At 61.6% G+C, this 23,641-nt stretch carries 20 protein-coding genes; 10 read left to right on the top strand and 10 right to left on the bottom strand.

Translation table 11 applies throughout. The annotated features are described in order from the left end of the window. Nucleotides 1–13: 13 nt before the first annotated feature. From A9404_RS00265 to A9404_RS00250, 4 genes are all read right to left on the bottom strand, one after another. Nucleotides 14–421, bottom strand: coding sequence for an ExbD/TolR family protein (locus A9404_RS00265; RefSeq protein ID WP_066097608.1), 408 nt, complete (start codon nucleotides 419–421; stop codon nucleotides 14–16). Nucleotides 422–762: 341 nt separating this feature from the next. Further along, a complete protein-coding gene (locus A9404_RS00260; protein WP_082922608.1) occupies nucleotides 763–2,493 on the bottom strand; it encodes an ABC transporter permease subunit in 1,731 nt (576 codons plus the stop codon). A gap of 2 nt (nucleotides 2,494–2,495) precedes the next feature. Beyond that, nucleotides 2,496–3,557, bottom strand: coding sequence for an ABC transporter ATP-binding protein (locus A9404_RS00255; RefSeq protein WP_066097605.1), 1,062 nt, complete (start codon nucleotides 3,555–3,557; stop codon nucleotides 2,496–2,498). Nucleotides 3,558–3,617: 60 nt separating this feature from the next. Further along, nucleotides 3,618–4,649 (bottom strand): ABC transporter substrate-binding protein, encoded by a 1,032-nt coding sequence (locus A9404_RS00250; protein ID WP_066097603.1) that lies wholly within the window; start codon nucleotides 4,647–4,649, stop codon nucleotides 3,618–3,620. 307 nt (nucleotides 4,650–4,956) lie between these two features. On the opposite strand from A9404_RS00250, the gene A9404_RS00245 reads away from it, so the two are divergent. After that, the gene (locus A9404_RS00245; RefSeq protein WP_066097601.1) at nucleotides 4,957–5,613 is read left to right on the top strand and encodes a histidinol-phosphatase; all 657 of its coding nucleotides are present in this window, start codon (nucleotides 4,957–4,959) and stop codon (nucleotides 5,611–5,613) included. A 58-nt stretch (nucleotides 5,614–5,671) separates the two neighbouring features. Here the strand turns inward: A9404_RS00245 and dcd are convergent, their stop codons facing one another. Beyond that, a complete protein-coding gene (gene dcd / locus A9404_RS00240) occupies nucleotides 5,672–6,241 on the bottom strand; it encodes a dCTP deaminase (protein WP_066097598.1) in 570 nt (189 codons plus the stop codon). 84 nt (nucleotides 6,242–6,325) lie between these two features. Further along, entirely contained in the window at nucleotides 6,326–6,622 is a 297-nt protein-coding gene (locus tag A9404_RS00235) for a hypothetical protein (RefSeq protein WP_066097597.1), read from the bottom strand. Between the two features lie 294 nt (nucleotides 6,623–6,916). Between A9404_RS00235 and A9404_RS00230 the strand changes: the two genes are divergently transcribed. Then, nucleotides 6,917–7,591 (top strand): DUF1134 domain-containing protein, encoded by a 675-nt coding sequence (locus A9404_RS00230; RefSeq protein WP_066097595.1) that lies wholly within the window; start codon nucleotides 6,917–6,919, stop codon nucleotides 7,589–7,591. A gap of 104 nt (nucleotides 7,592–7,695) precedes the next feature. Here A9404_RS00230 and A9404_RS00225 read toward each other — a convergent pair whose 3' ends face one another. Then, nucleotides 7,696–8,067: a YidH family protein gene (locus A9404_RS00225; RefSeq protein ID WP_066097593.1), complete on the bottom strand. Its 372-nt coding sequence runs from the start codon at nucleotides 8,065–8,067 to the stop codon at nucleotides 7,696–7,698. A 98-nt stretch (nucleotides 8,068–8,165) separates the two neighbouring features. Between A9404_RS00225 and A9404_RS00220 the strand changes: the two genes are divergently transcribed. Continuing rightward, nucleotides 8,166–8,789 carry a uracil-DNA glycosylase family protein gene (locus A9404_RS00220; protein ID WP_066097591.1) on the top strand — a complete coding sequence of 208 codons (624 nt, stop codon included), beginning with the start codon at nucleotides 8,166–8,168 and terminating at the stop codon, nucleotides 8,787–8,789. Nucleotides 8,790–8,805: 16 nt separating this feature from the next. On the opposite strand, the gene A9404_RS00215 is transcribed toward A9404_RS00220, so the two are convergent. Genes A9404_RS00215 through A9404_RS00205 form a run of 3 tightly spaced genes read right to left on the bottom strand, consistent with a single transcriptional unit; the run spans nucleotide 8,806 to nucleotide 12,105 of the window. Then, entirely contained in the window at nucleotides 8,806–9,597 is a 792-nt protein-coding gene (locus tag A9404_RS00215; protein WP_066097589.1) for an ABC transporter ATP-binding protein, read from the bottom strand. Between the two features lie 28 nt (nucleotides 9,598–9,625). Then, nucleotides 9,626–10,630: an ABC transporter permease gene (locus A9404_RS00210; protein WP_231880926.1), complete on the bottom strand. Its 1,005-nt coding sequence runs from the start codon at nucleotides 10,628–10,630 to the stop codon at nucleotides 9,626–9,628. A gap of 59 nt (nucleotides 10,631–10,689) precedes the next feature. Then, nucleotides 10,690–12,105, bottom strand: coding sequence for a CmpA/NrtA family ABC transporter substrate-binding protein (locus A9404_RS00205; protein ID WP_197490365.1), 1,416 nt, complete (start codon nucleotides 12,103–12,105; stop codon nucleotides 10,690–10,692). A gap of 460 nt (nucleotides 12,106–12,565) precedes the next feature. Between A9404_RS00205 and A9404_RS00200 the strand changes: the two genes are divergently transcribed. The 7 genes from A9404_RS00200 (at nucleotide 12,566) to A9404_RS00170 (ending at nucleotide 23,633) form a co-directional block, all read left to right on the top strand. Then, entirely contained in the window at nucleotides 12,566–13,144 is a 579-nt protein-coding gene (locus A9404_RS00200; protein ID WP_066097585.1) for an ANTAR domain-containing response regulator, read from the top strand. Nucleotides 13,145–13,424: 280 nt separating this feature from the next. Beyond that, nucleotides 13,425–14,705, top strand: a complete 1,281-nt coding sequence (locus tag A9404_RS00195) for an MFS transporter (RefSeq protein ID WP_066097583.1) — start codon at nucleotides 13,425–13,427, stop codon at nucleotides 14,703–14,705. 13 nt (nucleotides 14,706–14,718) lie between these two features. Then, entirely contained in the window at nucleotides 14,719–16,458 is a 1,740-nt protein-coding gene (locus A9404_RS00190; protein WP_066097580.1) for a bifunctional protein-serine/threonine kinase/phosphatase, read from the top strand. Between the two features lie 299 nt (nucleotides 16,459–16,757). Continuing rightward, nucleotides 16,758–18,128, top strand: a complete 1,371-nt coding sequence (locus tag A9404_RS00185; RefSeq protein ID WP_066097577.1) for a CmpA/NrtA family ABC transporter substrate-binding protein — start codon at nucleotides 16,758–16,760, stop codon at nucleotides 18,126–18,128. Then, a complete protein-coding gene (nirB, locus tag A9404_RS00180; protein WP_066097575.1) occupies nucleotides 18,125–20,581 on the top strand; it encodes a nitrite reductase large subunit NirB in 2,457 nt (818 codons plus the stop codon). Before A9404_RS00185 ends, nirB begins: the two co-directional genes overlap by 4 nt. Next, nucleotides 20,578–20,919 (top strand): nitrite reductase small subunit NirD, encoded by a 342-nt coding sequence (gene nirD / locus A9404_RS00175; RefSeq protein ID WP_066097573.1) that lies wholly within the window; start codon nucleotides 20,578–20,580, stop codon nucleotides 20,917–20,919. The genes nirB and nirD overlap by 4 nt, the downstream gene beginning before the upstream one ends. Further along, nucleotides 20,916–23,633: a nitrate reductase gene (locus A9404_RS00170; RefSeq protein WP_066097571.1), complete on the top strand. Its 2,718-nt coding sequence runs from the start codon at nucleotides 20,916–20,918 to the stop codon at nucleotides 23,631–23,633. The genes nirD and A9404_RS00170 overlap by 4 nt, the downstream gene beginning before the upstream one ends. The last annotated feature ends 8 nt before the right edge of the window (nucleotides 23,634–23,641 follow it).

The raw sequence follows: 23,641 nt of genomic DNA, 5'->3' as shown, positions 1-23,641 counted from the left end.
GATCCGTTCCCCGTCACTTCTTCTTGGCTGCGATGGAAACGGCGGTGATTCCCGAAGTCTTCACCACGTCCATGACATCCACCAGATTCTGCAGCGCGCTCGCCTTGTCGCCGTCGATCACGAGGTCGATATCCTTGTGTTCCTGCCGCAGCGCCTTAAGTGCCGGGCCCAGCGTGGTCAGGTCGTAATCCTTGCCTTCCATCTGAATCTGACCCTGGGCACCGATGATGATGACCACATGGAACGAGCGCGTAAGACGATCAGGCTGGGCCGAACCCGGCAGTTGCGTCTTGATGCCCGTCGCCGGAATCACGTTCATGCTGATCAGCACGAAGAACACCAGCAGGAACATCATCACGTCGATCATGGGAATGATCTCGATTCGGCCCTTCTTGCGTGGTGCGTTATCCCAAATAAACATCTGAAAACTCCTGAATAATTATTCCCGGTACCGTAACGCCCTTCCTGGACGGGGTACCGCTTCCGGATCGTGCCGGCGATTCACGGCTGAGGGCCGCATCAGGGTCATCCAGACCCCGGATCCCCCGGCTGCGAACGCGCTCGGGAGCGGGTAATTGGCTTTTTCAGACATGAGAAACCCCTGCACCCCAAGGGGCGCATCGAAAGTTTTCGGGGGTTTGTCGGGTTGCTTCCTGCCGCTCCGATGGGGCGGCGCGACTGACGCCTGATCAACCAATCAATTAATTAGGTAACTATAAATATGGTTTATGACCTAATTGTGAATGTTTGATTACGTTTTGTTTACGAATGGTTCACATGCGATGAACTCGAAGGGACGACCGCGCTGCGACGCGCTTTTCCCAGGATCCAGACCAGCGCCTTTGCCACGCCGATGACCGCGACAATCGTCACCATGATGATGGTGGCGAAGGCCGCTGCCTGGGGCCAATTACCTGCATCGTTCAGCAAAAGTACGGAAACGGCCGCCGGCGTGGTGCCGGGCGAAACCAGGAAGATGAGTGCGGAAATCGTCACCATGCTGTGCATGAAGTAGAACATCCCGATACTGGCCATCGCCGGGCTGATCAACGGCAGGGTGACATGCCGGGCGGTATGCAGCACGCCGGCACCCAGCACTTGAGAAGCCTCCTGCAAACCGTGATCGATCTGCTTCAGGCCGGTGGTGGCAATCAGGAACGCTTGGGCGTGGTAGTGGTACACGGTGCAGAGCGACAGCAGCAGAATGCTGCCATATAGCCAGTACACCGGGATCGACGGCTGGTTGAACGCCAGCACGTAGCCGAGGCCCAGCACCATGCCCGGCACGGCGGCCGGCACCACCGAGGCGAGATAGAGCACCTGTCGCAACCGGCTGGACAACCGTTGCACGATCATCGCCCCCACCGTGGCGACGACGACCCCGATGGCGGCAGCGATCAGGGACATCTTCAGGCTCACCCACAAGGCACCGTAACCGCCCGGCACATCGAGCCGATAGTGCTGCAGGGTGAAACTGAGGTTGTAGGGCCACAGCCGCATGAAACTGGCGACGATCACGACCCCCATCACCGCAACGATGGCCATGGCGACGACGCCCAGGAAGACCAGCATGACCCCGTCCAGACGCCAGCTGCGCGCCGGACGGTACGGCGTCGCCTGGGCCGAAATCGGCGGCTGGCGTCGGGCGATCCATTTTTCGGCAACGACGGATACCAGTACCGGGACCAGCAGCAGCACGCCGATGACGGCGCCGAGGTGGAAATTCGCCTGCCCTGCGACCTGGTTGTAGATTTCGGTGGCCAGAACGTTGTAGTCCCCACCCAGCACCATCGGATTACCGAACTCGCTGATATTGATGGCAAAACCAAGGAATACGGCGGAAAGAATCCCGTAACGGGCACCCGGCAGAGTCACGCTCAGGAACTGACGCAATCCCCCCGCTCCCAGCATCTTGGCCGCGTCGTAGAGACGGGCATCCGCGCCGGTCAGGGCGACCATCAGCACGAGATACGCATGCGGCAATCCGTACAGCACGTTGGAGATGAGAATCCCCCAGAATCCGTAGATGTCGAAGTCGGTACCCAGAGTGCGGTTGACGATCCCGTTCCGCCCCAGCAGGAACTGCACACCGAGCGCCTGGATCAGAGACGGCGCGAACAGGGGCAACAGGATCACCGAATGCCACAGCCACTTGAGCGGAGCCTGGGTGCGCTTCAGGGCAAAGGCGTAACCGAATGCGATCACCACGGTCGCCAGCGTCGCCCAGAAGGAGACCGACAGCGTGTTGAGCAATGCCTGGCGGAAATGGGGATCGCGGATGTACAGATCGTAGTAATCCAGCCCCCAATGACCGTCCGGATGCAACAGGCTTTCCCGCAGGATCGTCCACAGGGGATAGAGGACAAACAGGGCAAGCGGCAGCAATGCCAGCAGTGCAATGCCAATCTCGATTTGCCGACGCCCCAGGACGCGCGCCCGGAAGCCCGCCCCGCCCGCCCCAATCGCCGGCGGCATCATCCATTCACGCTGCATGCTCACACCGCACCGATGAAACGGATTTCTTCGGGCGGCAGATGCACCGGGATCACCTGACCGGGCTTGAATACCCGATCGCGCTGACCATATACATCCACCAGCAGCGACTGACCATCCAGCGACAGATCCAGGCGGGTCTGTTTGCCGAGGAAGCGGCTTTGCACCACCGTCGCGGGGAAGTGATTCACACAGCCGGCTTCCGGGTCGATCCGGATCGATTCCGGACGGATCGCAATCTGCGCTACGCCTGCCGCCTGCGGTTCGCCCAGAACCAGGGCGCGATCGCCGAGCAACACGCGCCCCTGATCATCCGCACGCACCCGCAGGATATTCATCTCGCCAACGAAATGGCCGACGAATGTCGATACGGGCTGGTGATAGATCTCCGGCCCGGTACCGACCTGCTCGATCCGACCGCCGTTCATCACGACGATCCGATCGGCCACAGCCATTGCTTCTTCCTGATCGTGGGTGACGAGGATGGTCGTCAACCCCAGTTGCCGCTGCAGCGCACGCATGTCGGCGCGCAACTGCCCGCGCACCTTGGCATCGAGCGCCGAGAAGGGCTCATCCAGCAGCAGAACGCGCGGCTCCACCGCGAGCGCCCGCGCAATGGCGACGCGCTGCTGCTGCCCGCCGGACAACTGACTCGGCAACTTGTCCACGTGATCGGCCAACTGCACGAGATCCAGCATTTCCCGTACGCGGCGACGTGTGGTCGCGCGATCCCATTTCCGGCAGCGCAGACCATAGGCCACGTTCTGACCCGCCGTGAGATGCGGGAACAGCGAATAGGACTGGAACACCATGCCGAAATTCCGGCTGCGCGGTGGCAGCAGGGTGATATCCGTATCCGCCAGCAGGATCTGCCCGGCGTCGGGCGTTTCCAGTCCGGCGATCATGCGCAACAGGGTGGTCTTCCCACAGCCCGAGGGGCCGAGGAAGCAGAGGGACTCCCCCGGTGCGATATCGAGATCGATCGACTGGAGCACCGTTCGGTTCTGGAAGGTCTTGCCGATTCCGGACAGGCGCAGGAAGGCGGCGTTGTTGGGCTGAGTCATGGGCAATCAAACCAATGGATTGGCAGCGCGGAACTGGGGCCACTCTGCCGAAGAGCGGGATCAGTGTTTCTCGATGTCTTTCTGCCAGCGCGCCAGCGTGGCCGGACGGGTTTCCATCGACTTCGTGAAGTCCATCGGGAACAGCAGCTTCTTCACGTCCGTGGGCATTCCGGCATCAGCCTCCGCCGCGACGGCGGGCGACTCGATGCTCACGATCTCCTTGTACTTGTGGTAGAGCTTTGCGGCGGAATCGGACAGCGTCCAGTCGAGAAAACGCTTCGCGTCTGCCGGATGCGCGGCGCCGGCGACGAGAGCATCGGCTTCCAGCTCGTAGCCCGCACCCTCCTTAGGAATCACCATCTTCACGGGATAACCCTGGCGCACGGCCTGCATGGCCACGATGGCCGAAGATGCCCCGATGGCGTACTCACCGGTACTGGCCATGCTGCAGGGCCGCGATCCGGACTTGGCGTACTGCGCGACGTTGCCGTTCAGCTTCTGGAGAAAATCCCAGCCCTGCTGGTCGCCAAGCCCCTGCAGGATGGAGACGATCTGCAGATAGCCCGTACCGGAGGAGGCCGGGTTCGGCATGACGATTTCGCCCTTGTAGACCGGATTCAGCAGATCGTGCCAGCCTGTCGGCATGGGCAGATGCTTGCGCTTCAGGCGATCGGTGTTGACGCACAGTGCAGCCATGTAACCCGTCGGCGCGAACCATTTGCCGTTGGGGTCCTTGAACTGGGCCGGCACCCGGTCGATACCCTTGGGCGTGTAGGGCTGCAGCAACGCCTGCACGCGGGGATCCATCATGTTGGTCAGTGCCCAACCCCAGATCACGTCGTAGCGCGGATGATTGCCCTCGCTCAGGATGCGCGCACCAAGATCACCCGTGGACAAACGCAGGACGTGGACCGTGAGATCCGGCATGTCCTTGCGCGCTGCAGCCAGGTAATCGGCGATTTCCGGCTCTTCCAGTGCGGTGTAGACCGTGATTTCTCCGGCCTGCACCGTGGATACCTTGGTCACGGCTAAGCCGAAGATCATCGCGGCCATGCTCCAGGCCACGGCCTGGGCGACTGACTTGAATTGCATCGTTGAAGGTCCCCTGCAAAAAATTAGGCCGGGAATCTATCACGCAGAACCCATAAAATTTATGAATATTCCATGACACTTTGCAATAAGCAGAACCACGGTCGAAAATTCGGCCAAGTCCGGAAAATCGATCAAACAGACGCTGGATCGTCCAGGCAAACCATTCCGCCCGACGAGTGGCGAGTTGAATTTGTCCGTTGATCTTGGTTTCGACGCCGGGCTGTGCGTATACTTTCGGCCCGTTTCACGCCGGGCCAGTCCTGCCGGACCGCCCTCGGCTCATTCACCACAAGACGTCGAGCACATCATGCAGTTAGCGATTTTCGATTTGGACTACACCCTGATCGAAGGGGATTCCGACCATGCCTGGGGACAATATCTCGCGGACATCGGCGCCGTCGACGGCACGGAGTATGCCCAACGCAACCAGATGTTCTACGAGGAATATCAGCGCGGCACACTGGATATCCAAGCCTTCCTGAAGTTCTCGCTGGCGCCGCTGACTCGGTACCCGAGGGAACAGCTCTACGCCTGGCGATCGCAGTTCGTGAACGACATCATCGTGCCGATGATCCGCGAACCGGCCCGGGATCTGGTCGCCCACCACCGCGAGAAAGGCGACGAACTGATGATCATTTCCGCGACCAACGCCTTCGTCACGGAACCGATCGCCGCCCTGTTCGGGATCGAGCATCTGCTCTCCACCCGTCCGGAAATCAAGGATGATCGGTACACCGGCAACTATGTGGGTACGCCCACCTTCCAGGCGGGCAAACGGGTCGCCCTCGACGAATGGTTGAACGAACGTGGCGTGCAGCCGACCAAGACCTGGTTCTACTCGGACTCGCGCAACGACATCCCGCTCCTGGCCACCGTGGATCACCCGGTCGCCGTCGACCCGGACACGGTCCTGAAGCAGCACGCCGAAAACGAAGGCTGGTCGATCATTTCCCTGCGTTCCTGATCGGGACGCGTGTGATCGGGTTGGACCCGATCGGTAACGAGCATACGCCCCGCGTGGATCAGGTCGTCGGCAGGGTTACGCCCCGCTGACCCTGATACTTCCCGCCCCGATCCTTGTAGGAGGTCTCGCAGACCTCATCGGATTCCAGGAACAGCATCTGCGCCACACCCTCGTTCGCGTAGATACGCGCCGGCAACGGCGTGGTGTTCGAGAACTCCAGGGTCACATGGCCTTCCCACTCGGGCTCGAGGGGCGTCACGTTCACGATAATGCCGCAACGGGCATAGGTGGACTTGCCCAGACAGATCGTGAGCACGTTGCGCGGGATGCGGAAATACTCGATGGTCCGCGCCAGGGCGAAGGAGTTGGGCGGAATGATGCAGACGTCGGACTCGACATCCACGAAACTGCGCTCGTCGAAGGCTTTCGGGTCGACGATGGTGGAGTTGATGTTGGTGAATATCTTGAATTCGTTGGCGCAACGCACATCGTAGCCGTAGCTCGACGTTCCATAGGAAATCAGCCGCTGATCACCCGAGCCGCCCCGCACCTGCTGCGGTGCAAACGGTTCGATCATGCCGTGCTTCTCCGCCATTTCGCGGATCCAGCGATCCGATTTGATACTCATACCCCACTCCTACAGTAAACCGGTTGATTGCGTCCGCATTTTGGTGACGCGGGCAACCGATGTCCAGCAGGAATTGCGGTGCGATCAGCCTCTTGCACCGAACATATAGCGCTTTTTGTCCTCCGCGTCGCCATCCGCATCGTCCCGGGCACTCGGTTTTGGCGCGGACTTCTTCGCGGGCGGGGCCTTTTCACCATCGCCGAGCAGTCCCTGATGCTCGGCCAACTGCAATGCCAGGAGAATCAGATCCTCTTCCTCCGATTGGTCCGCGATCTGGAGAATCTTCATCGCATAATCCTTCTCGGCAATGAACCGGTAGGTATCGACTTTGACGTTCAGGGCACGGAGCAGTTTGAGTTTGAATCGTGCAACCAACTGCATTAATTCAGGATCCATCATTTACCCCTTGATCTCAGGTGAGCTTGATTGCCCTATCGAGATGCAAATAACGCGCCATCGATCCAACCCCCTCTTTTTCCATAAGAACCCGGTAATTCTCCGATGGAGCAAGACGGGCCGTCGCACCAACTTGAACCTCGAAAAACACCGGGGCACTATTATTGAGCAGACCCAGACAGCTGGCGGCGTCGGCCAACGCCAGACAATGCTAAAATGTCACCGAGGCACCGAATCCACCGGGCACAGCCTTCTCAACCATTACCTGAGGGTTATTCCATGCGCAGCGTTCACCATCGCACCCATCCCCCGTTCAACGGCACCCATCGCAAACTGGGCGCCGCCCTGCTGGCCGCCGTACTGGCACTGGGCATCGGCGGCTGCGCAAGCAATCCCCCCGCCAGCGACTCAGCCAACGCCGCCCCCGCGACGAGCGCGCCGAATGCGAGCAACTCGGCGGCGGCGGATAGCAGCGGCTACGACAAGTACGAAACCACCAACGAAGCAGTCAATTTCCTGGGGGGATCGGCTGAAGCGGTCGCCAAACTCATGGACAAGGCCTTTGCCGAATATGGCCGGCCCAACGCCTACATCAAGGGGGAGGAAGGCGGCGGTGCATTCGTGTTCGGCGTCCGCTACGGCAAGGGCGAACTCGTGACGAAATCGGGCTTCAAGACCACCGTCTACTGGCAAGGCCCCTCCGTGGGCTGGGATTTCGGCGCCGATGCCGGCAAGGTATTCATCCTGGTCTACAACCTGCCGCAACCGGACCTGATCTATCAGCGCTTCGCCGGTGTCAACGGCTCGCTGTATTTCGTCGGTGGCCTGGGCATGAACTACCTGCGTTCACAGGATATCGTCGTCGCCCCGATCCGCGTGGGTGTCGGCATGCGACTGGGCGCCTCCGTCGGCTACATGCAGTTCACCAAGGATCACTCCTACATACCATTCTGAGCCCCGCCCCGACGGCACCGCTTTCAGACGACGCAAAGGCGCGGACTTCCGCGCCTTTTCTTTTTTTGCCCCCTGCAAATCCCACAACGCACGGGGGCCGGTGATCAGGCCTGGTGCGTGAACAGATAGCCGGTCAGTGCCAACCCGAGCAAAGCCACCAGGGCATTGGTCAGCACCCCCATGTGCACCCAGTACCCGGGCGGAATCTCGACGGGTCGCAAGGTATCGAGCGTCGTCCGGTACTGCTTGATCGCCACCGCACACACGACCGCGCCCAGCAGGATGAAGGAAAGACCGATCCAGAACGATACCCCCCGGGACATCTGGGCCGGGGGCATCTTGGCGAGCATGTTGACGAAGAGATCGAACCGTTCGATCACAAAACCGAAGGCCATCAGGGTCAGCCCGGTCCGATTCCAGGCCATGAGCGTACGCTCCGCCGCGAAGAATACCCGTGGATCGTTCAAGTCCGACATCTTGCCCCCCTGCCCTTCATTGACGCCCCGCCCTCAGGCTCGCACACCTGCGACACTGCTTGTACTCTAGCCCGATTCGATGAAAAAAGGCGCCGATCATGCAAAACCTTGAGGAGCTTCTGACCGAAATCCGGGATTGCCGCCTCTGTGCGCCCCACCTCCCGCTGGGTCCGCGTCCCGTTCTGCAGGCAGCCGAACTCGCGAAAATCCTGATCGTGGGACAGGCGCCCGGCACGCGGGTGCACAAGACCGGCCTGCCTTTCAACGATCCCAGCGGAGACCGCCTTCGGACCTGGCTGGGCATCGATCGCAGCCAGTTCTATGACCCGACTGCCATGGCCATCGTTCCCATGGGGTTCTGCTATCCGGGGACAGGAAAATCCGGCGACCTGCCCCCGAGGCCGGAATGTGCCGACACTTGGCGTGCGCCCCTGCTGGCGCGGCTGCCCAACATTCGATTGACCGTCGTCATCGGCCGCTACGCCATCGCCTATCATCTGCCCGACTATGGGCGGAATCCCGGCGTGTCGACAGTGGTGGCGGATTGGCAGAAACACTGGCCGGACATCATCCCCCTGCCGCACCCCAGCCCGCGCAACAACCGCTGGCTGAAACAGCATGACTGGTTCGAGCGCGACGTGATTCCCGCGCTGCAAAAAAGGGTGGCGGACATTCTCATGCCCGCCACCCCGTTGAATCCGTCCGAACGCGCCATGCCTTGAGGGCGATGCGGCCACGCTATGCCGGCTTGCGCTGCTTCTCGTACAGGAACTTCAACACCTCGTGCCGATAGTGGTTGTACTGGGGATCGTCCGCCAGGGCCAGCCGGTCGCGCGGACGCGGCAGCTCGACCGAGAGAATCTCGCCGATCGTCGCCGCCGGACCATTGGTCATCATCACGATACGGTCGGAGAGCAGCACCGCCTCGTCCACGTCGTGGGTGATCATGATCACGGTGTTCTTGAGATCCGCCTGGATCTCCATCAGCGAATCCTGCAGATGCGCCCGCGTCAGGGCGTCCAGCGCACCGAACGGTTCGTCCATCAGCATCACCGAGGGCTGCATCGCCAACGCACGGGCAATCCCCACCCGCTGCTTCATCCCGCCGGAGATCTGATCAGGCCGCTTGTGCATGGCATGGTCCATATGCACCAGTTTCAGGTTGTGCTCGATCCAATCCTTCATCTCGGCCTTGGTCTTCTTTCCCTTGAACACCTGCTGCACCGCCAGTTCGACGTTCTCGTAGGCCGTCAGCCAGGGCAGCAGCGAGTGGTTCTGGAACACGACGGCACGCTCGGGACCCGGTTCGGTCACCTCCCGGTTTTCCAGCAGGACGCCGCCTTCCGTGGCCTGATACAAGCCGGCGACGATGTTCAGCACCGTCGACTTGCCGCAGCCCGAGTGGCCGATCAGCGAAACGAACTCGCCCCGATCGATCTTGAGATCGACCTTGTCCAACGCCCGGAACATACCGTTCGACGTGGGGAAGTCGATCGAAACCTGACTTAATTCCAAGTGGGCCGTACTCATCTTGATTTACTCCTCAATTCTTATTCGTTCAACGCAGTACTGCGCCCTTGTCCCAGGAAACCCAGCGTTGCAGCATGAGCATGATGCGATCGAGGATGAAGCCGATCAGGCCGATCACGATGACCGCCACCATGATGCGGCTGAGCGAATCGGAAGAGCCGTTCTGGAACTGATCCCACACGAATTTGCCCAGACCCGGGTTCTGCGCCAGCATCTCGGCCGCAATCAGCACCATCCAGGCGATGGACAGGGAGAGGCGAAGACCGGTGAACATCATCGGCACGGCGGACGGCAGCACGATGCGGCGCACATGGGTCAGCCAGCCCAGACGCAGGACGCGGGATACGTTCTTCAGGTCCTGGCTGACTTGGGCCACGCCCACGGCCGTATTGATGATCGTCGGCCACAGACAGCACAGCAGCACCGTAATCATGGACACGAGATAGGACTTCGAGAACATCGGATCGCTGCTGACGTACACCGCACTGACGACGATGGTCACCAGCGGCAGCCAGGCCAGCGGCGACACGGGTCGGAACAACTGGATCAATGGATTGATCGCCGCATACAGCCCCGACGAAAGCCCGATGGCAATGCCGATCGGAATCGCGATCAACGACGCGACGATGAAGCCCGAAAGCACCGTGAAGAGACTGGTCCCGATCTGGCTGAAAAAGGTCGGCTGGCCGGTGTAGGGAATGATGACCGGCTTGTAGCTCGGATCCTTGGCCATCCGCTCGGCATCGCGCTCTTTCTGGCGCGCATAGAAAGCCGCCTCTTTTTTCTGAGCCTGTTCGTACTCCTGATACAGGTTGTCGGCCTGCGTCGCAACCTGCACCGGGCCCGGAAAGGTACCCAGCGAGGTATGAATCTGTTCGGCCACCACCGACCAGATCACCAGGAATACGGCGATCCCGATCAAGGGCAAACCCAAGGTTCGTCCCATGATCGCCAGCTGATCGCGCGGATTTTCGCCCCGCAGCAACTTGACGACCGGCATGAGAAAGGCCGGTAGAGACATGTTCTTAGTCATGGAAAACTCCCGAATGTGACTGGAAGGCGCCCGGCCACCCTGACCGGACGACCGACGCGTTAGATGGTCTGATCACCCTTCAGACCCAGGGTGAAACTCTTCAGGTACGCGTTGGGCTTGGTACCGTCGTAGGTCACGCCGTCGATGAAGTTCGCGGTAGCCGGCTTGTAACCCGTCTCCTTGGCGAAGTCCGGGAAGTCGGACGGCTTGAACTTGCCTTCGGCAATCAGGGCCATTGCCGCACGTTGATAGATGTCCGGACGGTAGACCGACTTGGCGGTTTCCGCGTACCAGGCATCGGTCTTTTCGGTCGGAATCTGACCCCAGCGGCGCATCTGGGTCAGGAACCAGACGGCATCCGAATAGAACGGATAGGTCGCGTTGTAACGGAAGAACACGTTGAAGTCCGGCACCTTGCGGATGTCCCCCTTCTCGTATTCGAAGGTACCGGTCATGGACTTGGCGATCACGGATGGATCGGCACCCACGTACTGCGGCTTGGACAGGATCTTCACCGCCTCTTCCCGATTGGCGTTGTTGTTCGCATCCAGCCAGTAACCGGCACGGATCAATGCCTTGACCACCCGAACGGCCGTGTTCGGATATTTCTTGACGAAATCCGCCGTCATGCCGAAGACCTTCTCCGGATTGTTCTGCCAGATTTCGTAGTCGGTGATCACCGGCACGCCGATGCCCTTGACGATCGCCTGCTCGTTCCACGGCTCGCCCACACAGTAGCCGTCGATGGTGCCCGCCTGCAGCGTCGCCGGCATCTGCGGCGGCGGCGTGACGGACAGCAGCACGTCGGCATTAAGCTGACCGGATGTATCGCCCTTGAGGGGATTGTAGAAGCCCGGATTCAGACCGCCCGCGGCAAGCCAGTAGCGCAGATAGTAGTTATGCGTGGATACCGGGAACACCATGCCCATCTTGAACGGCTTGCCTTCCTTCTTGTACTCGTCGACCACCGGCTTGAGGTATTTCGCCGAAATCGGGTGCACCGGCTTGCCATCCGGCTGCTTGGGCAGATTGGGCAGCATATCGGCCCACACCTGGTTGGAAACCGTGATGCCGTTGCCATTCAGATCCATGGAGTACGGCGTGATGATGTGGGCCTTGGTACCGTAGCCGATCGTCGCCGCCAGCGGTTGCCCCGCCAGCATGTGTGCGCCGTCGAGCGTGCCGCTCACAACGCCGTCGAGCAGTACTTTCCAGTTCGCCTGAGCCTGCAGGGAAACGTAGAGTCCTTCGTCCTCGAAGAAGCCCTTTTCGTAGGCAATGGCCAACGGCGCCATGTCGGTGAGTTTGATGAAGCCGAAGGTCAGTTGCGGCTTCTCGGGATAGCCGAGCTTTTCATCCGCCCACACGGGCATCGCTGCCAGACCGCTGCCGAGGGCGGTGCCGACTGCTGCGGCGGTCGCCGTCATTTTCAGGAAGTTGCGTCGCTGTGCGTTAAAAGCCTTTGAATCCGTCATGATCTTCTGTACCTCATCAAAATTTGCAAAAAAAAACGCCCACGCAGGACTATCCCGCGTGAGCGCCATTGCTCATCACCCTTCGATTAGCAGACAGACCACCGTTGGCCCATCAACGACAAACAACTATGCAAGACGGGTGCCAATTATTTTTCCATATAAAATACATATGGTTACCAATATTCACACGAGACCCCCCCCTGCCCACGCACCAGAATCAGACACGGCCTGCACTCGATTGGCGCGATATTCTTGGAGGGAGCAGGAAAATCGGGATAAAACCGTCTCGACCGATCTGGCTTGGCTTATGCTTGCTTTATGGCAAACGACATTGAAAAATTGCGGGCGCTGGCATGCTTCACGTTCTGCGCGATAGAACCCTGCCAGCCCACCTCACCGATCCAGTGGTTGCAGTGCTTTGCATTGGCGCCGTTGCAAAGGAAACCGAAATACGTCCAACATGGCACTGAAAGTCATCATCATCGACCAGAACCCGGATCGTACCGCCGTCCTGGAGCAGGCCATGCTCGACCTCGGCCACAAGGTCGTGGCACTGCTCGGGGCCAATGACGACATCCTGACGGCCGTCCATCAAAACAAGCCGGACGTCATCCTGATCGACATGGCGCTTCCCGACCGGGACACGCTCGAAGCCATGCGGCTGATCACGAACGAAATCCCCCGTCCGATCGTCATGTTCGCGGAACAAAGCGACAGTCAGACCATCAACGAAGCGATCGCCAGCGGGGTCAGCGCCTATGTCGTCGATGGGCTCGACCCCCGTCGGCTCCGCCCGATCATGGATGTCGCCATCGCCCGCTTCAAGGAGCACCAGGCGCTGAAATCCGAGCTGGAAACCACCCGCAACCAACTCGCGGAACGCAAGGACATCGAACGTGCGAAAGGCATCCTCATGCGGGCCAAAAATATGGACGAACCAGCCGCCTACGCCGCCCTTCGCAAGATGGCCATGGACCGGAACGCCCGACTTATCGAGATCGCCCGCATGCTGATTACTGCCGAGGAACTGCTGCGCTGAGCCGCATGAAGCCAGGCCGTCGCTGATCCATAGCCGCGAGACACGACGCGAACACACCGTCCTTGGCCGCCCCGGACGATGCGATCACCGGGGCTTACGCCCCAGGAAAAAAAATGCTCTAATGCCCGCCGTTGAACCAATGTGGGTTCAGCCGAAAAGTCGACAAAGGTGTCCAGAGCCGCCGAGTTCTCTCGCGCAGCCGGGCACCTTTTGTCTTTACCTAAGTCAAAGAACCCATCCACCGACAGCATTGCGCGGGCCCGATCCCGCAGGGAGCCCCATGAATCTCAAGGAATTCAAGCAGGCCGGCCACTGGCCCACGTTACTCGCGGCCTTTCTCTACTTCGACGTCTCCTTCATGGTCTGGGTGGTCCTCGGCCCGCTCTCCCTGTACATCACCCAGGATCTGAACATCCCGCTCAGCGAGAAATTCACCCTGGTGGCCATCCCCATCCTCTTCGGTGCCCTGCTGCGCATTCCTCTCGGGATGTTGGCCGATCAAATCGGGCCAAAGCGGGCGGGACAGTTTGCCCAGATCCTGGTCATGGCCGCCATGGCCTATGTGTTCCTGTTCGGCCTGCACTCCAAACTCGCCGTGGAAATCCTGGGCGTATTCCTCGGTCTGGCGGGCGCCAGTTTCGCCGTGGCGCTGCCCCAGGCGAGCCGCTGGTATCCGCCGAAATTCCAGGGCATCGTGCTCGGCATCGCCGGGGCAGGCAACCTGGGCGTCGTCCTGGATTCGATGATCGTGCCATGGCTGGCGGAGGTCTACGGCTGGCAACAGGTGTTCGGATTCCTGCTGATCCCCTTGGTCATCATCTTTATCGCCTACAGCCTGATGGCCAAAGACGCCCCCGAGGCGCGCAAACCCGTGACGTTGAAAAACTACGGTCTGCTCCTGCGCGACCCGGACAGCTGGTGGTTCATGTTCTTCTATTCGATCACCTTTGGCGGTTTTGTCGGCCTCGGTAACGCGCTGCCTCTGTACTTCACCATCTGGCACCACGTGTCCGGCATCACCGCCGGCCTGATGGTGGCCATCGTAGTGGCGGCAGGCTCCCTATTCCGTCCGGTCGGGGGTTACGTGGCCGATCGCATGGGCGGAATTCGCGCCCTGACGATTCTGTTCGGCATCGTCGCACTCAGCTATCTCACGGTCGCCTTCATGCCAAGCGCGGCCATGCCGCCTGCCGCCGACCTCACGAACGCGAAGGTCGCCGGATGGAGCCTGTCCACCATGCCGGCGATCGCCTGGATCTCGACCCTGGTGTTCTTCATCGGCGCCATCGGCCTTGGTATGGGTAACGGTTCCGTGTTCCAACTCGTCCCACTCCGCTTCCGTGGCGAAATCGGCGTGATGACCGGGCTGATCGGTGCGGCAGGCGGCATCGGGGGCTTTCTGCTCGCGAAGGCGCTTGGCATCTCCTACGGCAACACCCACAGCTTCATGCTCGGTTTCCTGGTATTTGCCGCCCTGCCCGTGATCGGCATTATCGGCCTGGTGCGTGTCCGCCACCGCTGGCGCACGACCTGGGGCGCCACCTCCGGCGCTCGAGTATGACGCACCCTCGAAGATGACCGACATCGAAACGCCTGGGCTGCAAGTCGACTTCGGTTTCGCGACCGATCCCGGTCGACGGGGAGAGAATCAGGATTTCGTTGGTGCAGTCATACCGAACGAACCGGCGCTCAGCCTTCGCGGGGCCACCTTCTGCGTGGCGGACGGCGTGGGTGGTCACGCAGGCGGTCGTATCGCCGCCGAGCTCACCGTCGGAAATTTTCTAGAAGGCTTTTATGCGCTTGCCGATACACTTGGCATCGAGGCGCTGGCGGCTCGCTCCCTCGGGGCAATCAACAGCTGGATCCATGCGCAGGGACGACAGGATCCGAATCTTTCAGGCATGGCTACGACATTTACGGCATTGATTCTGCGCGGCCGGAATCTCCATGTCGTCCATATTGGGGATTCCCGAGCCTATCTCCTTCAGGCGGGGCACTGTGAAATTCTGACCGAGGACCATACCCTCAAACAACCGGATCTTCAGCATGTACTCTATCGGGCCGTCGGACTCGAGGAGCAGATTCGCGTCGACCACCAAACCCGCGAACTTCAGGTCAACGACCGCCTTCTGCTCTGTAGCGACGGTGTCCATGGCGCCTTGAGCACCGAAACGCTTCGCGACCTGTTGGCAAGCGGCACGGAACCTCAGGTACTTAGTGAGCGAATCGTGGCAGAGGCACTACGGCAGGGCAGTCAGGACAACGTCACCGCGCTCGTTGTGCATATTCGCGGTCTGCCGGCAACGGACCGCCATCACCTCGAAACGACTTTTGGTCTTCTCCCCATCAAGGAGCCACCCGCAGCAGGGGAAATCATCGATGGGTTTCAGCTGATTCGCACGATCTCCAATGGCCGCTATAGTCGGTTAATGCTTGCCCAGGAGACGGATGCCGCGGAGAAGCAACCCCGTCCGGTCGTCCTCAAGTTTCCGCAACCCCGCGTTGCCAGCGACCGAGAATATCGTGCCGCTTTCGTCCGAGAAGCACTGATCGGCAGTAGGGTGCATAGCCCCTGGATCGCCGAAATCATCACCCTCCCAAGGGCTCGGCAAAGTTGTCTCTATTCCGTCATGCCCTACTACACGGGCCAGACATTGAGTGCATTCATCGAGCAACAGCACCCCATCGGCCTGACGACGGGAGGGCGAATCGGCGTTCAATTGGCCAAGGCACTGTATGCGCTCCACCGCCAGCGGATCATCCATCGCGACATCAAACCCGAAAACGTCCTGCTACTCGAAAATCGAGAACTCAAGCTGCTCGACCTCGGTGTCGCGCGACTTCCTGGCTGGGAAGATCGCAACGATCCCGCACTTGTGAACGCCATACCTGGAACCCCCAGCTTCATGGCTCCCGAGCAGTTCGATGGCGAGCGCGGAAACACGGCAACGGACGTGTACGCCCTCGCCGTCACCCTATTCTACCTTTTCACCCGAAGTTACCCGTACGGCGAGATTGAACCCTTCAGCCATCCGCGATTTGCCAAGCGTAAGTCCCTATGCACCTTACGACCAGATCTCCCGCTATGGCTGGATCATCTGCTCGACAAGGCGCTGAGCACGGATCCTGCCGAGCGACCGCAAGACAGCATGGAATTCGCCTTCGAACTCGAACAGGGCCTAAGTGGTCAAGCTCAAGGGCTTCCCCCAGCCAGACCCCTATTACAGCGGAATCCTGTCCGATTCTGGCAATTAGTCTCCCTATTTCTGTTCATCTGCCTGATGCTTTCGCTGTGGGGGTTAACACACGCGTGATCTCTCGCGTAGTCGCGTCATCAACGCCCCATCTTCATACGCCGCCAAACTCGTTTGCACGCTATTGGTGCAAAAACGAGTTGACGCTGAAGATAACCGCATGAATTCGCTTAAGTTCGAAAATGGCACAGAAAATGCTTATACCTGGTAAAGTGTCAGCGTAGGCCAATGGCGGCCTTGACGGCGGCACCAATGAGTAATGTAAAGACAATGGCGTCTTTGTGAGCACTCGGACTCAGGTCCGACGGCCACAAAGGCGCTTTTTCGTTTTGTAATCCAAGATGGGGTTTCACCGGGAAATGTCCAACAACACAGCGACTGATTCTGGAACGGGCCAGCCGATTCGGCTGGGATTCGTCGGTCTCACCGACTGCGCCCCGCTGGCCGTTGCCGAACATCTCGATCTGTTCGCGCGGCATGGTCTGAATGTGGAGATCAGTCGGGAGCCATCCTGGGCGAACGTCCGCGACAAGCTGGCACTCGGCCTGCTGGACGGTGCCCATCTGCTCGCCCCCATGCTGCTGGCGGCAAACCTCCGACTCGACAGACTTTCGGAGCCCTTGTGCAGTTCGCTCAGCCTCGGGCTGGGTGGCAACGCCATCGTAATGGCTCGACCGCTTGCGAAACAGCTCGATGCTTCCTCCGAAAGTCCAGCCCCGCTGGAATCCGCCCACCGGCTTGGCGAACTGCTGCGCGACCCGAGCGAACAAACGAATCGGCGCCGGAAACTTCGCTTCGCGGCCGTCCACCCCTACTCCACGCATTACTACGAACTCTGCAGCTGGTTGGCAGCGGGCGGCATCGATCCGATCAAGGACGTCGAAGTCGTCTACTACCCCCCGCAATTGATGCCGCAACGCCTGCGCGACGGCGTCATCGATGGCTTCTGCGTCGGCGAGCCTTGGGGCACCATTGCCTGCCAGCCCGTCGTTGAGGGTGACCAGCCGCCGGGCGTCCTGATTGCCACAGGGCCGATGCTCTGGGCCAACAAGTCCGAAAAGATGCTGGCCGTCAGCGAACAGTGGGCCGAATGCAATCCCGATCAGCATCTGGCCCTGATCACGGCACTCATGGAAGCGGGCATGTGGCTCGATGCCTCGGAGGAAAACCGCCGAACCGCAGCCATCTGGCTGGCGGACCCTCGCTGGATCGGCCAACCGATGAACCTGCTCCTGCCTGGCCTATCCGGGGACGAGAATGCCAACGGCATTCCGTGGCTGCGTTTCTCCCGGGACAACGCCCAATTCCCCTGGCGCTCCCACGCCGTGTTCTACCTGGCACAGATGCTGCGTTGGGGGCATATCAACCGGGCCATCGATCTGCGCGTCATCGCGGAGCGCAGCTACCGTCCGGCCCTGTTCCGCCATGCCGCGCAGACCCTCGATATGGGGACACCGACCATCGACTATCTCCCCGAAGGACTGCACCAGCATCACTGGACCCTTTCGCCGGCCACGCCGGGGCCGCTGATCCAGGGACCGGACGTATTCTTCGATCAGAGCACGTTCAACCCCTTCGACATCACCGGCTATCTGTCGTCCTTCGTCGAAGGCGACCGGACCAATTCCCCCGCGACGGGCATCAACCACCTGATTCCCACGCTGGAACACCTGACACTGCTGAACAGCACCATCGATTCGAACATGACCGAACTGGAGTATCTGCCATGACCGCACAAACCCCTGAGACCAAACCGCGCCTCGTCCTCATCGGCAACGGCATGGCGGGCGTCCGTACGCTGGAGGAGCTGCTGAAGCTCGCGCCGGACATGTACGACATCACCGTCATCGGCGACGAACCCTGGGCCAACTACAACCGCATCATGCTCTCGCCGGTACTGGCCGGGGAGCAGACCATTCCCGACATCATGCTCAATGACGACGACTGGTATGCGAAGAACGGCATCACCCTGCACAAGGGTATCCGTGTCGAACGGATCGACCGCCTGCGTTGCGAGATCATCACGGCGGACGGGCAGAAATTCCCCTATGACCGCGCCATCATCGCCACCGGCTCGCGCGCCTTCATTCCGCCCATTCCCGGCGCCGAGCTGCCCGGCGTCGTCGGTTTCCGCAGCATCGCCGACGTCGACACCATGCTGGCGGCCTGCAAGCCGGGCGGCCATGCCATCGTCATCGGTGGCGGTCTGCTGGGGCTCGAAGCCGCTGCCGGCCTCGTCACGCACGGTATGAACGTGACCGTCCTGCACCGCAACGGCAATCTCATGGATCGCCAGCTCGACCCGGCTGCCGGCCGCCTGCTGGAACAGTCCCTGACCGATCGCGGCATCAAGATCCGCCTGAACGCCAACACCAAAACCCTGCATGGCACGGATCGCGTGAGCAGCGTCGAATTGGCCGACGGCACGACCCTGCCCGCCGATCTCGTGGTCATGGCCGCCGGTATCCGCCCGAACATCGACGTCGCCCTCGCCAGCCGCATTCATTGCGAGCAGGGCATCGTGGTCGACGACACCATGCTCACCTACGACCCGAAGATCTACTCCGTGGGCGAGTGCGTACAGCACCGCAAGCAATGCTACGGCCTCGTTGCGCCGCTGTTCGAACAGGCCAAGGTCTGCGCCAACCACCTGGCGCGCTACGGGATTGGCAAGTACACCGGTTCCATGACCTCCACCAAGCTGAAGGTCACCGGCATCGACGTATTTTCCGCCGGCGAGATCCATGCCGGTCCGGAGCATGAGGAAATCGTGCTGGCCGATGCGGCCCGCGGCGTCTACAAGAAACTCATCCTCAAGGAAAACCGCATCGAAGGCGCGGTGATGATCGGCGACACCATGGACGGCGCCTGGTATTTCCAGCTGATGCGCGACGGCACCGATGTCACGGCCCAGCGCGAGCAGCTGCTCTTCGGTCAGGCCCACGTCGGCGACTCCGGTCACGGCGCCAAGGCACGCATCGCCAACCTGCCCGACGATGCGGAAATCTGCGGCTGTAACGGCGTGTGCAAGGGCGACATCACCAAGGCCATCAAGGAACACAAGCTCTTCACGCTGGACGAGGTTCGCGCGCACACCAAGGCGGCGGCTTCCTGCGGCTCCTGTACCGGCCTCGTGGAAGACCTGCTGGCTTCGACCCTGGGCGGCGACTACTCGGCCGCCCCCTCCGTCAAGCCGATGTGCGGCTGCACCGATGCCACCCACGACGAGGTGCGCACGGCCATCTATCGACACGAACTCACCACCATCCCGGCCATCTTTGCCGAGATGAAGTGGAAGACGCCCGACGGTTGCGCCAAGTGCCGCCCCGCCTTGAACTTCTATCTGCTCTGCGCCTGGCCGGAAACCTATCAGGACGACCCGCAATCCCGCTTCATCAACGAACGCGTACACGCCAATATCCAGAAGGACGGCACCTACTCGGTGATTCCGCGGATCTGGGGCGGCGTGACCAAGCCCAACGAACTGCGCGCCATTGCCGACGTCGCGGACAAGTATGAGATCCCGACCGTGAAGATCACCGGCGGTCAGCGCATCGATCTGCTGGGCGTGAAGAAGGACCAGTTGCCGGACGTCTGGCGCGACCTGAGCGCCGCCGGTTTCGTCTCCGGTCATGGTTACGGCAAGGCCCTGCGCACGGTGAAGACCTGCGTGGGCAAGGAATGGTGCCGCTTCGGCACCCAGGACTCGACCGGCCTCGGCATCAAGCTGGAGCAGATCACCTGGGGCTCCTGGATGCCGCACAAGTTCAAGATCGCCGTCTCCGGCTGCCCGCGCAACTGCGCGGAAGCCACGGTCAAGGATCTGGGCGTCGTCTGCGTGGATTCGGGCTATGAACTCCACGTCGGCGGCAACGCCGGCATCAAGGTGCGCGTCACGGACTTCCTCTGCAAGGTGGCAACCGAAGAGGAAGTGATCGAGTACACCACGGCCTTCATCCAGCTGTACCGCGAGGAAGCGCACTATCTGGACCGCACGGCCCCCTGGATCGAGCGCGTCGGCCTGCCTTACGTCCAGCGCCGCCTGATCGAGGATCCGGTCGGCCGTGCCGAACTGGCGGCCCGCTTCATGCACAGCCAGAAATTCAGCCAGACCGATCCCTGGAAAGAGCGCGCCGACGGCGTCGCCCGCCACGAATTTGCCCCCGTATTGGAGTTGTCATGAGTCAGAACCCGGAAACAAACCACTGGTACACGGTCGGCCCGCTGGCCGATATCCCGCGCCTGGGATCGCGCGTCGTGCAGCATAACGGCCTGCCGATCGCCATCTTCCGCACCGCCAAGGACACCGTGTTCGCGGTTCGCGACCAATGCCCGCACAAGCAGGGGCCGCTCTCGCAGGGCATCGTTCATGGCGAGAGCGTGACCTGCCCGCTGCACGGTTGGGTCATCGAACTCGACAGCGGCGAGGCGGTGGCACCCGACCACGGTTGCACGCATACCTTCCAGACCCGGATCGTGGACGGTATCGTCTCCATCGAACTCGGCGGTTCCGCGGCATGAACGAATTCCGCACCACCTGTCCGTATTGCGGCGTCGGCTGCGGGGTCATCGCCCGACAGGATGACGCCAGCGGGCAATGGTCGGTCGCGGGCGACAAGGAACACCCGGCCAACTACGGTCGGCTGTGCTCGAAGGGTTCGGCGCTCGCCGAAACCCTCGATCTGCCCCATCGGCTGACGGCGCCCAAGATCCGCCAGCCCGACGGTGCATTGCAGGAAACCGACTGGAACACGGCGATGGATCGCATCGCGGAGGGTTTCCGGCGCACCATCGAGGAATATGGACCGAACTCGGTGGCCATGTACGTCTCCGGCCAGATCCTGACTGAAGACTATTACGTGGCGAACAAGCTGATGAAGGGCTTCATCGGCACCGCCAACATCGACACCAATTCCCGCCTGTGCATGTCCTCGGCCGTGGCGGCCCACAACCGGGCGTTCGGTGCCGACACCGTTCCCGTGTCCTATGACGATCTGGAACAGGCCGACCTCGTCGTCCTGACCGGTTCGAATACCGCCTGGGCACACCCGGTCGTCTTCCAGCGCCTGGTTGCGGCCAAGGAACGTCGCCCGGAGATGACCTTCGTCGTCATCGATCCCCGTCGTACCGCCACCTGCGACATCGCCGACCTGCACCTGCCGCTGGCGCCGGGCACCGATGCCCTGCTGTTCAACGGTCTGCTCGTCGCCCTGGCACAGGCGGGCAAGCTGGACATGGACTTCGTCCACCACCATGTGGACGGTTTCGACGAAACGCTCGCTGCGGCCCGGCACGATGCGCCGGACATCGAAACCGTCGCCCAGCGCTGCGGCCTGCCCCAGGCGGACCTGGAACGGTTCTTCGATCTGTTCGCGAAGACCGAACGGACCGTCACACTCTGGTCCCAGGGCCTGAACCAGTCCGCCAGCGGTACGGACAAGGGCAATGCCCTGATCAACTGTCATCTCGCAACGGGGCGGATCGGAAAGCCCGCCATGGGTCCCTTTTCCATCACCGGCCAGCCCAACGCCATGGGCGGCCGCGAAGTGGGCGGGCTCGCCAACCAGCTGGCCGCCCACCAGGGCTTCACGCCGGCGGACATCGACCGCGTGGCGCGCTTCTGGCAGAGCGACCGCGTGGCCCGCGCGCCCGGCCTGAAGGCCGTCGACATGTTCAAGGGTCTGCAGGACGGCCATATCAAGGCCATCTGGATCGTCGCCACCAACCCGGCCTTCAGCCTGCCCAATGCGAATCAGGTGCGTGCCGCCCTCGCTGCCTGCCCGCTGGTCGTGCTGTCCGAGTGCGTCGAAAACACCGACACGGCCGCATTCGCCGACATATTGCTTCCGGCGACGACCTGGGGGGAACGGGACGGCACGGTCACCAACTCCGAACGGCGCATCACCCGCCAACTGCCCTTCATCGCACCGCCGACCCAGGCACGGCACGACTGGCAGATGATCTGCGAGCTGGGGCGCCGGCTCGGCTTTGCCCAGGCCTTCGATTATCCGGATTCCGCGGCGATTTTCCGTGAATACGCGGCCATGACCGGCTTCGAGAACGCCGGAAGCCGGGATCTGGACATCTCCGCCTTCGCCCAGCTCGACAAGGCAGCCTATGACGCCCTCGAGCCGTCGCGCTGGCCGCAGCCCGCCGACCGTCCGGCCGTCGAGCCCTTCAGCGATGGGCGCTTCTTCACGCCCAACGGCCGGGCACGGATGATCCCGATTCACGCCAAGGGTCCGGCCTCGCCCCTGAACCCGGCACATCCGCTGCGCCTGAATACCGGCCGCCTGCGCGACCAGTGGCACGGCATGACCCGTACCGGCATCGTGCCGCGACTGATGACCCATTTCAGCGAGCCGACCGTGAGCGTGCATCCGAGCGATGCGGCCCGCTTCAAGCTGCGCGGCCACCAGATCGCCCGGCTCGGCAACGCGCACGGCATCGCTTATGCCCGCGTCCTGCTCGACGACAACCAGCGCCCCGGCTCCCTGTTCATGCCCCTGCACTGGAACCACGCCTACGCACGGCACGGTCTCGTGAATGCCCTCGTCAACGGCGTTGTGGACCCGGTTTCCGGGCAACCGGAATTCAAGACCATGGCCGTCTGGGCCGAGCCCTATCCGGCCCGGTGGTTCGGTTTTGCCCTTCTGGCACCGGAATTCGCCGACCGGACCCCGACGGACTGGCCGGGGGATTACGCCGTCACCATTCCCGGCGCGAACCATCACCGCATCGAACTGGCTGGAGTCGACTCCCCCGATGATTGGCTCGACTGGGCCAAGCAGCAACTGAGCACACCGCAGACAGAGGGCGACGCGACACCGCAATGGATCGAATTCGCCGATCCGGGCTCCGGCCGATTCCGCATCGCCCAGATCCGTCAGGGTCGACTGGACTGGGTACTGCACGTCACCCCGGACAGCCGTGCCGTGGACACGGATTGGCTCGCCGGCCTGTTCGCGGAGGACGAGCTCAGTCCCGCCATGCTTGCCGACCTCATGGCCGGCAAGCCGGCCGGCGTCCAGGACGATCGCGGCCCGATCATCTGCGCCTGCTTCAGCATTGGCCGCAACAGCCTGCTCAAGGCGATTGCCGACGAAGGCATCACCGACGTCAAGACGCTGGGCGAGTGCACCCAGGCCGGCACCAACTGCGGATCCTGCATCCCGGAACTCAAACTCCTGCTGCAGACGGCAGGTACGACCGCAGGTTCCAAGGAACCGGCGTAAAGGAGATC

It is taken from the genome of Halothiobacillus diazotrophicus (assembly GCF_001663815.1).
Lineage (GTDB): Bacteria > Pseudomonadota > Gammaproteobacteria > Halothiobacillales > Halothiobacillaceae > Halothiobacillus > Halothiobacillus diazotrophicus.
The sequence above is the reverse complement of the archived record's forward strand: the minus strand, read 5'-3'. Positions and strand labels throughout refer to the sequence as shown.

Excerpts from the sequence above, each read along its gene's own strand:
- A9404_RS00190 (WP_066097580.1), top strand. The coding sequence starts at position 14,719 with ATGACCGACATCGAAACGCCTGGGCTGCAAGTCGACTTCGGTTTCGCG.
- A9404_RS00220 (WP_066097591.1), top strand. The coding sequence starts at position 8,166 with ATGCAAAACCTTGAGGAGCTTCTGACCGAAATCCGGGATTGCCGCCTC.
- A9404_RS00195 (WP_066097583.1), top strand. The coding sequence starts at position 13,425 with ATGAATCTCAAGGAATTCAAGCAGGCCGGCCACTGGCCCACGTTACTC.
- A9404_RS00200 (WP_066097585.1), top strand. The coding sequence starts at position 12,566 with ATGGCACTGAAAGTCATCATCATCGACCAGAACCCGGATCGTACCGCC.
- A9404_RS00250 (WP_066097603.1), bottom strand. The coding sequence starts at position 4,649 with ATGCAATTCAAGTCAGTCGCCCAGGCCGTGGCCTGGAGCATGGCCGCG.
- A9404_RS00255 (WP_066097605.1), bottom strand. The coding sequence starts at position 3,557 with ATGACTCAGCCCAACAACGCCGCCTTCCTGCGCCTGTCCGGAATCGGC.
- A9404_RS00185 (WP_066097577.1), top strand. The coding sequence starts at position 16,758 with ATGTCCAACAACACAGCGACTGATTCTGGAACGGGCCAGCCGATTCGG.
- A9404_RS00235 (WP_066097597.1), bottom strand. The coding sequence starts at position 6,622 with ATGCAGTTGGTTGCACGATTCAAACTCAAACTGCTCCGTGCCCTGAAC.
- A9404_RS00210 (WP_231880926.1), bottom strand. The coding sequence starts at position 10,630 with ATGACTAAGAACATGTCTCTACCGGCCTTTCTCATGCCGGTCGTCAAG.
- nirB (WP_066097575.1), top strand. The coding sequence starts at position 18,125 with ATGACCGCACAAACCCCTGAGACCAAACCGCGCCTCGTCCTCATCGGC.
- A9404_RS00205 (WP_197490365.1), bottom strand. The coding sequence starts at position 12,105 with ATGACGGATTCAAAGGCTTTTAACGCACAGCGACGCAACTTCCTGAAA.
- A9404_RS00215 (WP_066097589.1), bottom strand. The coding sequence starts at position 9,597 with ATGAGTACGGCCCACTTGGAATTAAGTCAGGTTTCGATCGACTTCCCC.
- A9404_RS00230 (WP_066097595.1), top strand. The coding sequence starts at position 6,917 with ATGCGCAGCGTTCACCATCGCACCCATCCCCCGTTCAACGGCACCCAT.
- dcd (WP_066097598.1), bottom strand. The coding sequence starts at position 6,241 with ATGAGTATCAAATCGGATCGCTGGATCCGCGAAATGGCGGAGAAGCAC.
- A9404_RS00245 (WP_066097601.1), top strand. The coding sequence starts at position 4,957 with ATGCAGTTAGCGATTTTCGATTTGGACTACACCCTGATCGAAGGGGAT.
- A9404_RS00225 (WP_066097593.1), bottom strand. The coding sequence starts at position 8,067 with ATGTCGGACTTGAACGATCCACGGGTATTCTTCGCGGCGGAGCGTACG.
- A9404_RS00260 (WP_082922608.1), bottom strand. The coding sequence starts at position 2,493 with ATGCAGCGTGAATGGATGATGCCGCCGGCGATTGGGGCGGGCGGGGCG.
- A9404_RS00265 (WP_066097608.1), bottom strand. The coding sequence starts at position 421 with ATGTTTATTTGGGATAACGCACCACGCAAGAAGGGCCGAATCGAGATC.
- A9404_RS00170 (WP_066097571.1), top strand. The coding sequence starts at position 20,916 with ATGAACGAATTCCGCACCACCTGTCCGTATTGCGGCGTCGGCTGCGGG.
- nirD (WP_066097573.1), top strand. The coding sequence starts at position 20,578 with ATGAGTCAGAACCCGGAAACAAACCACTGGTACACGGTCGGCCCGCTG.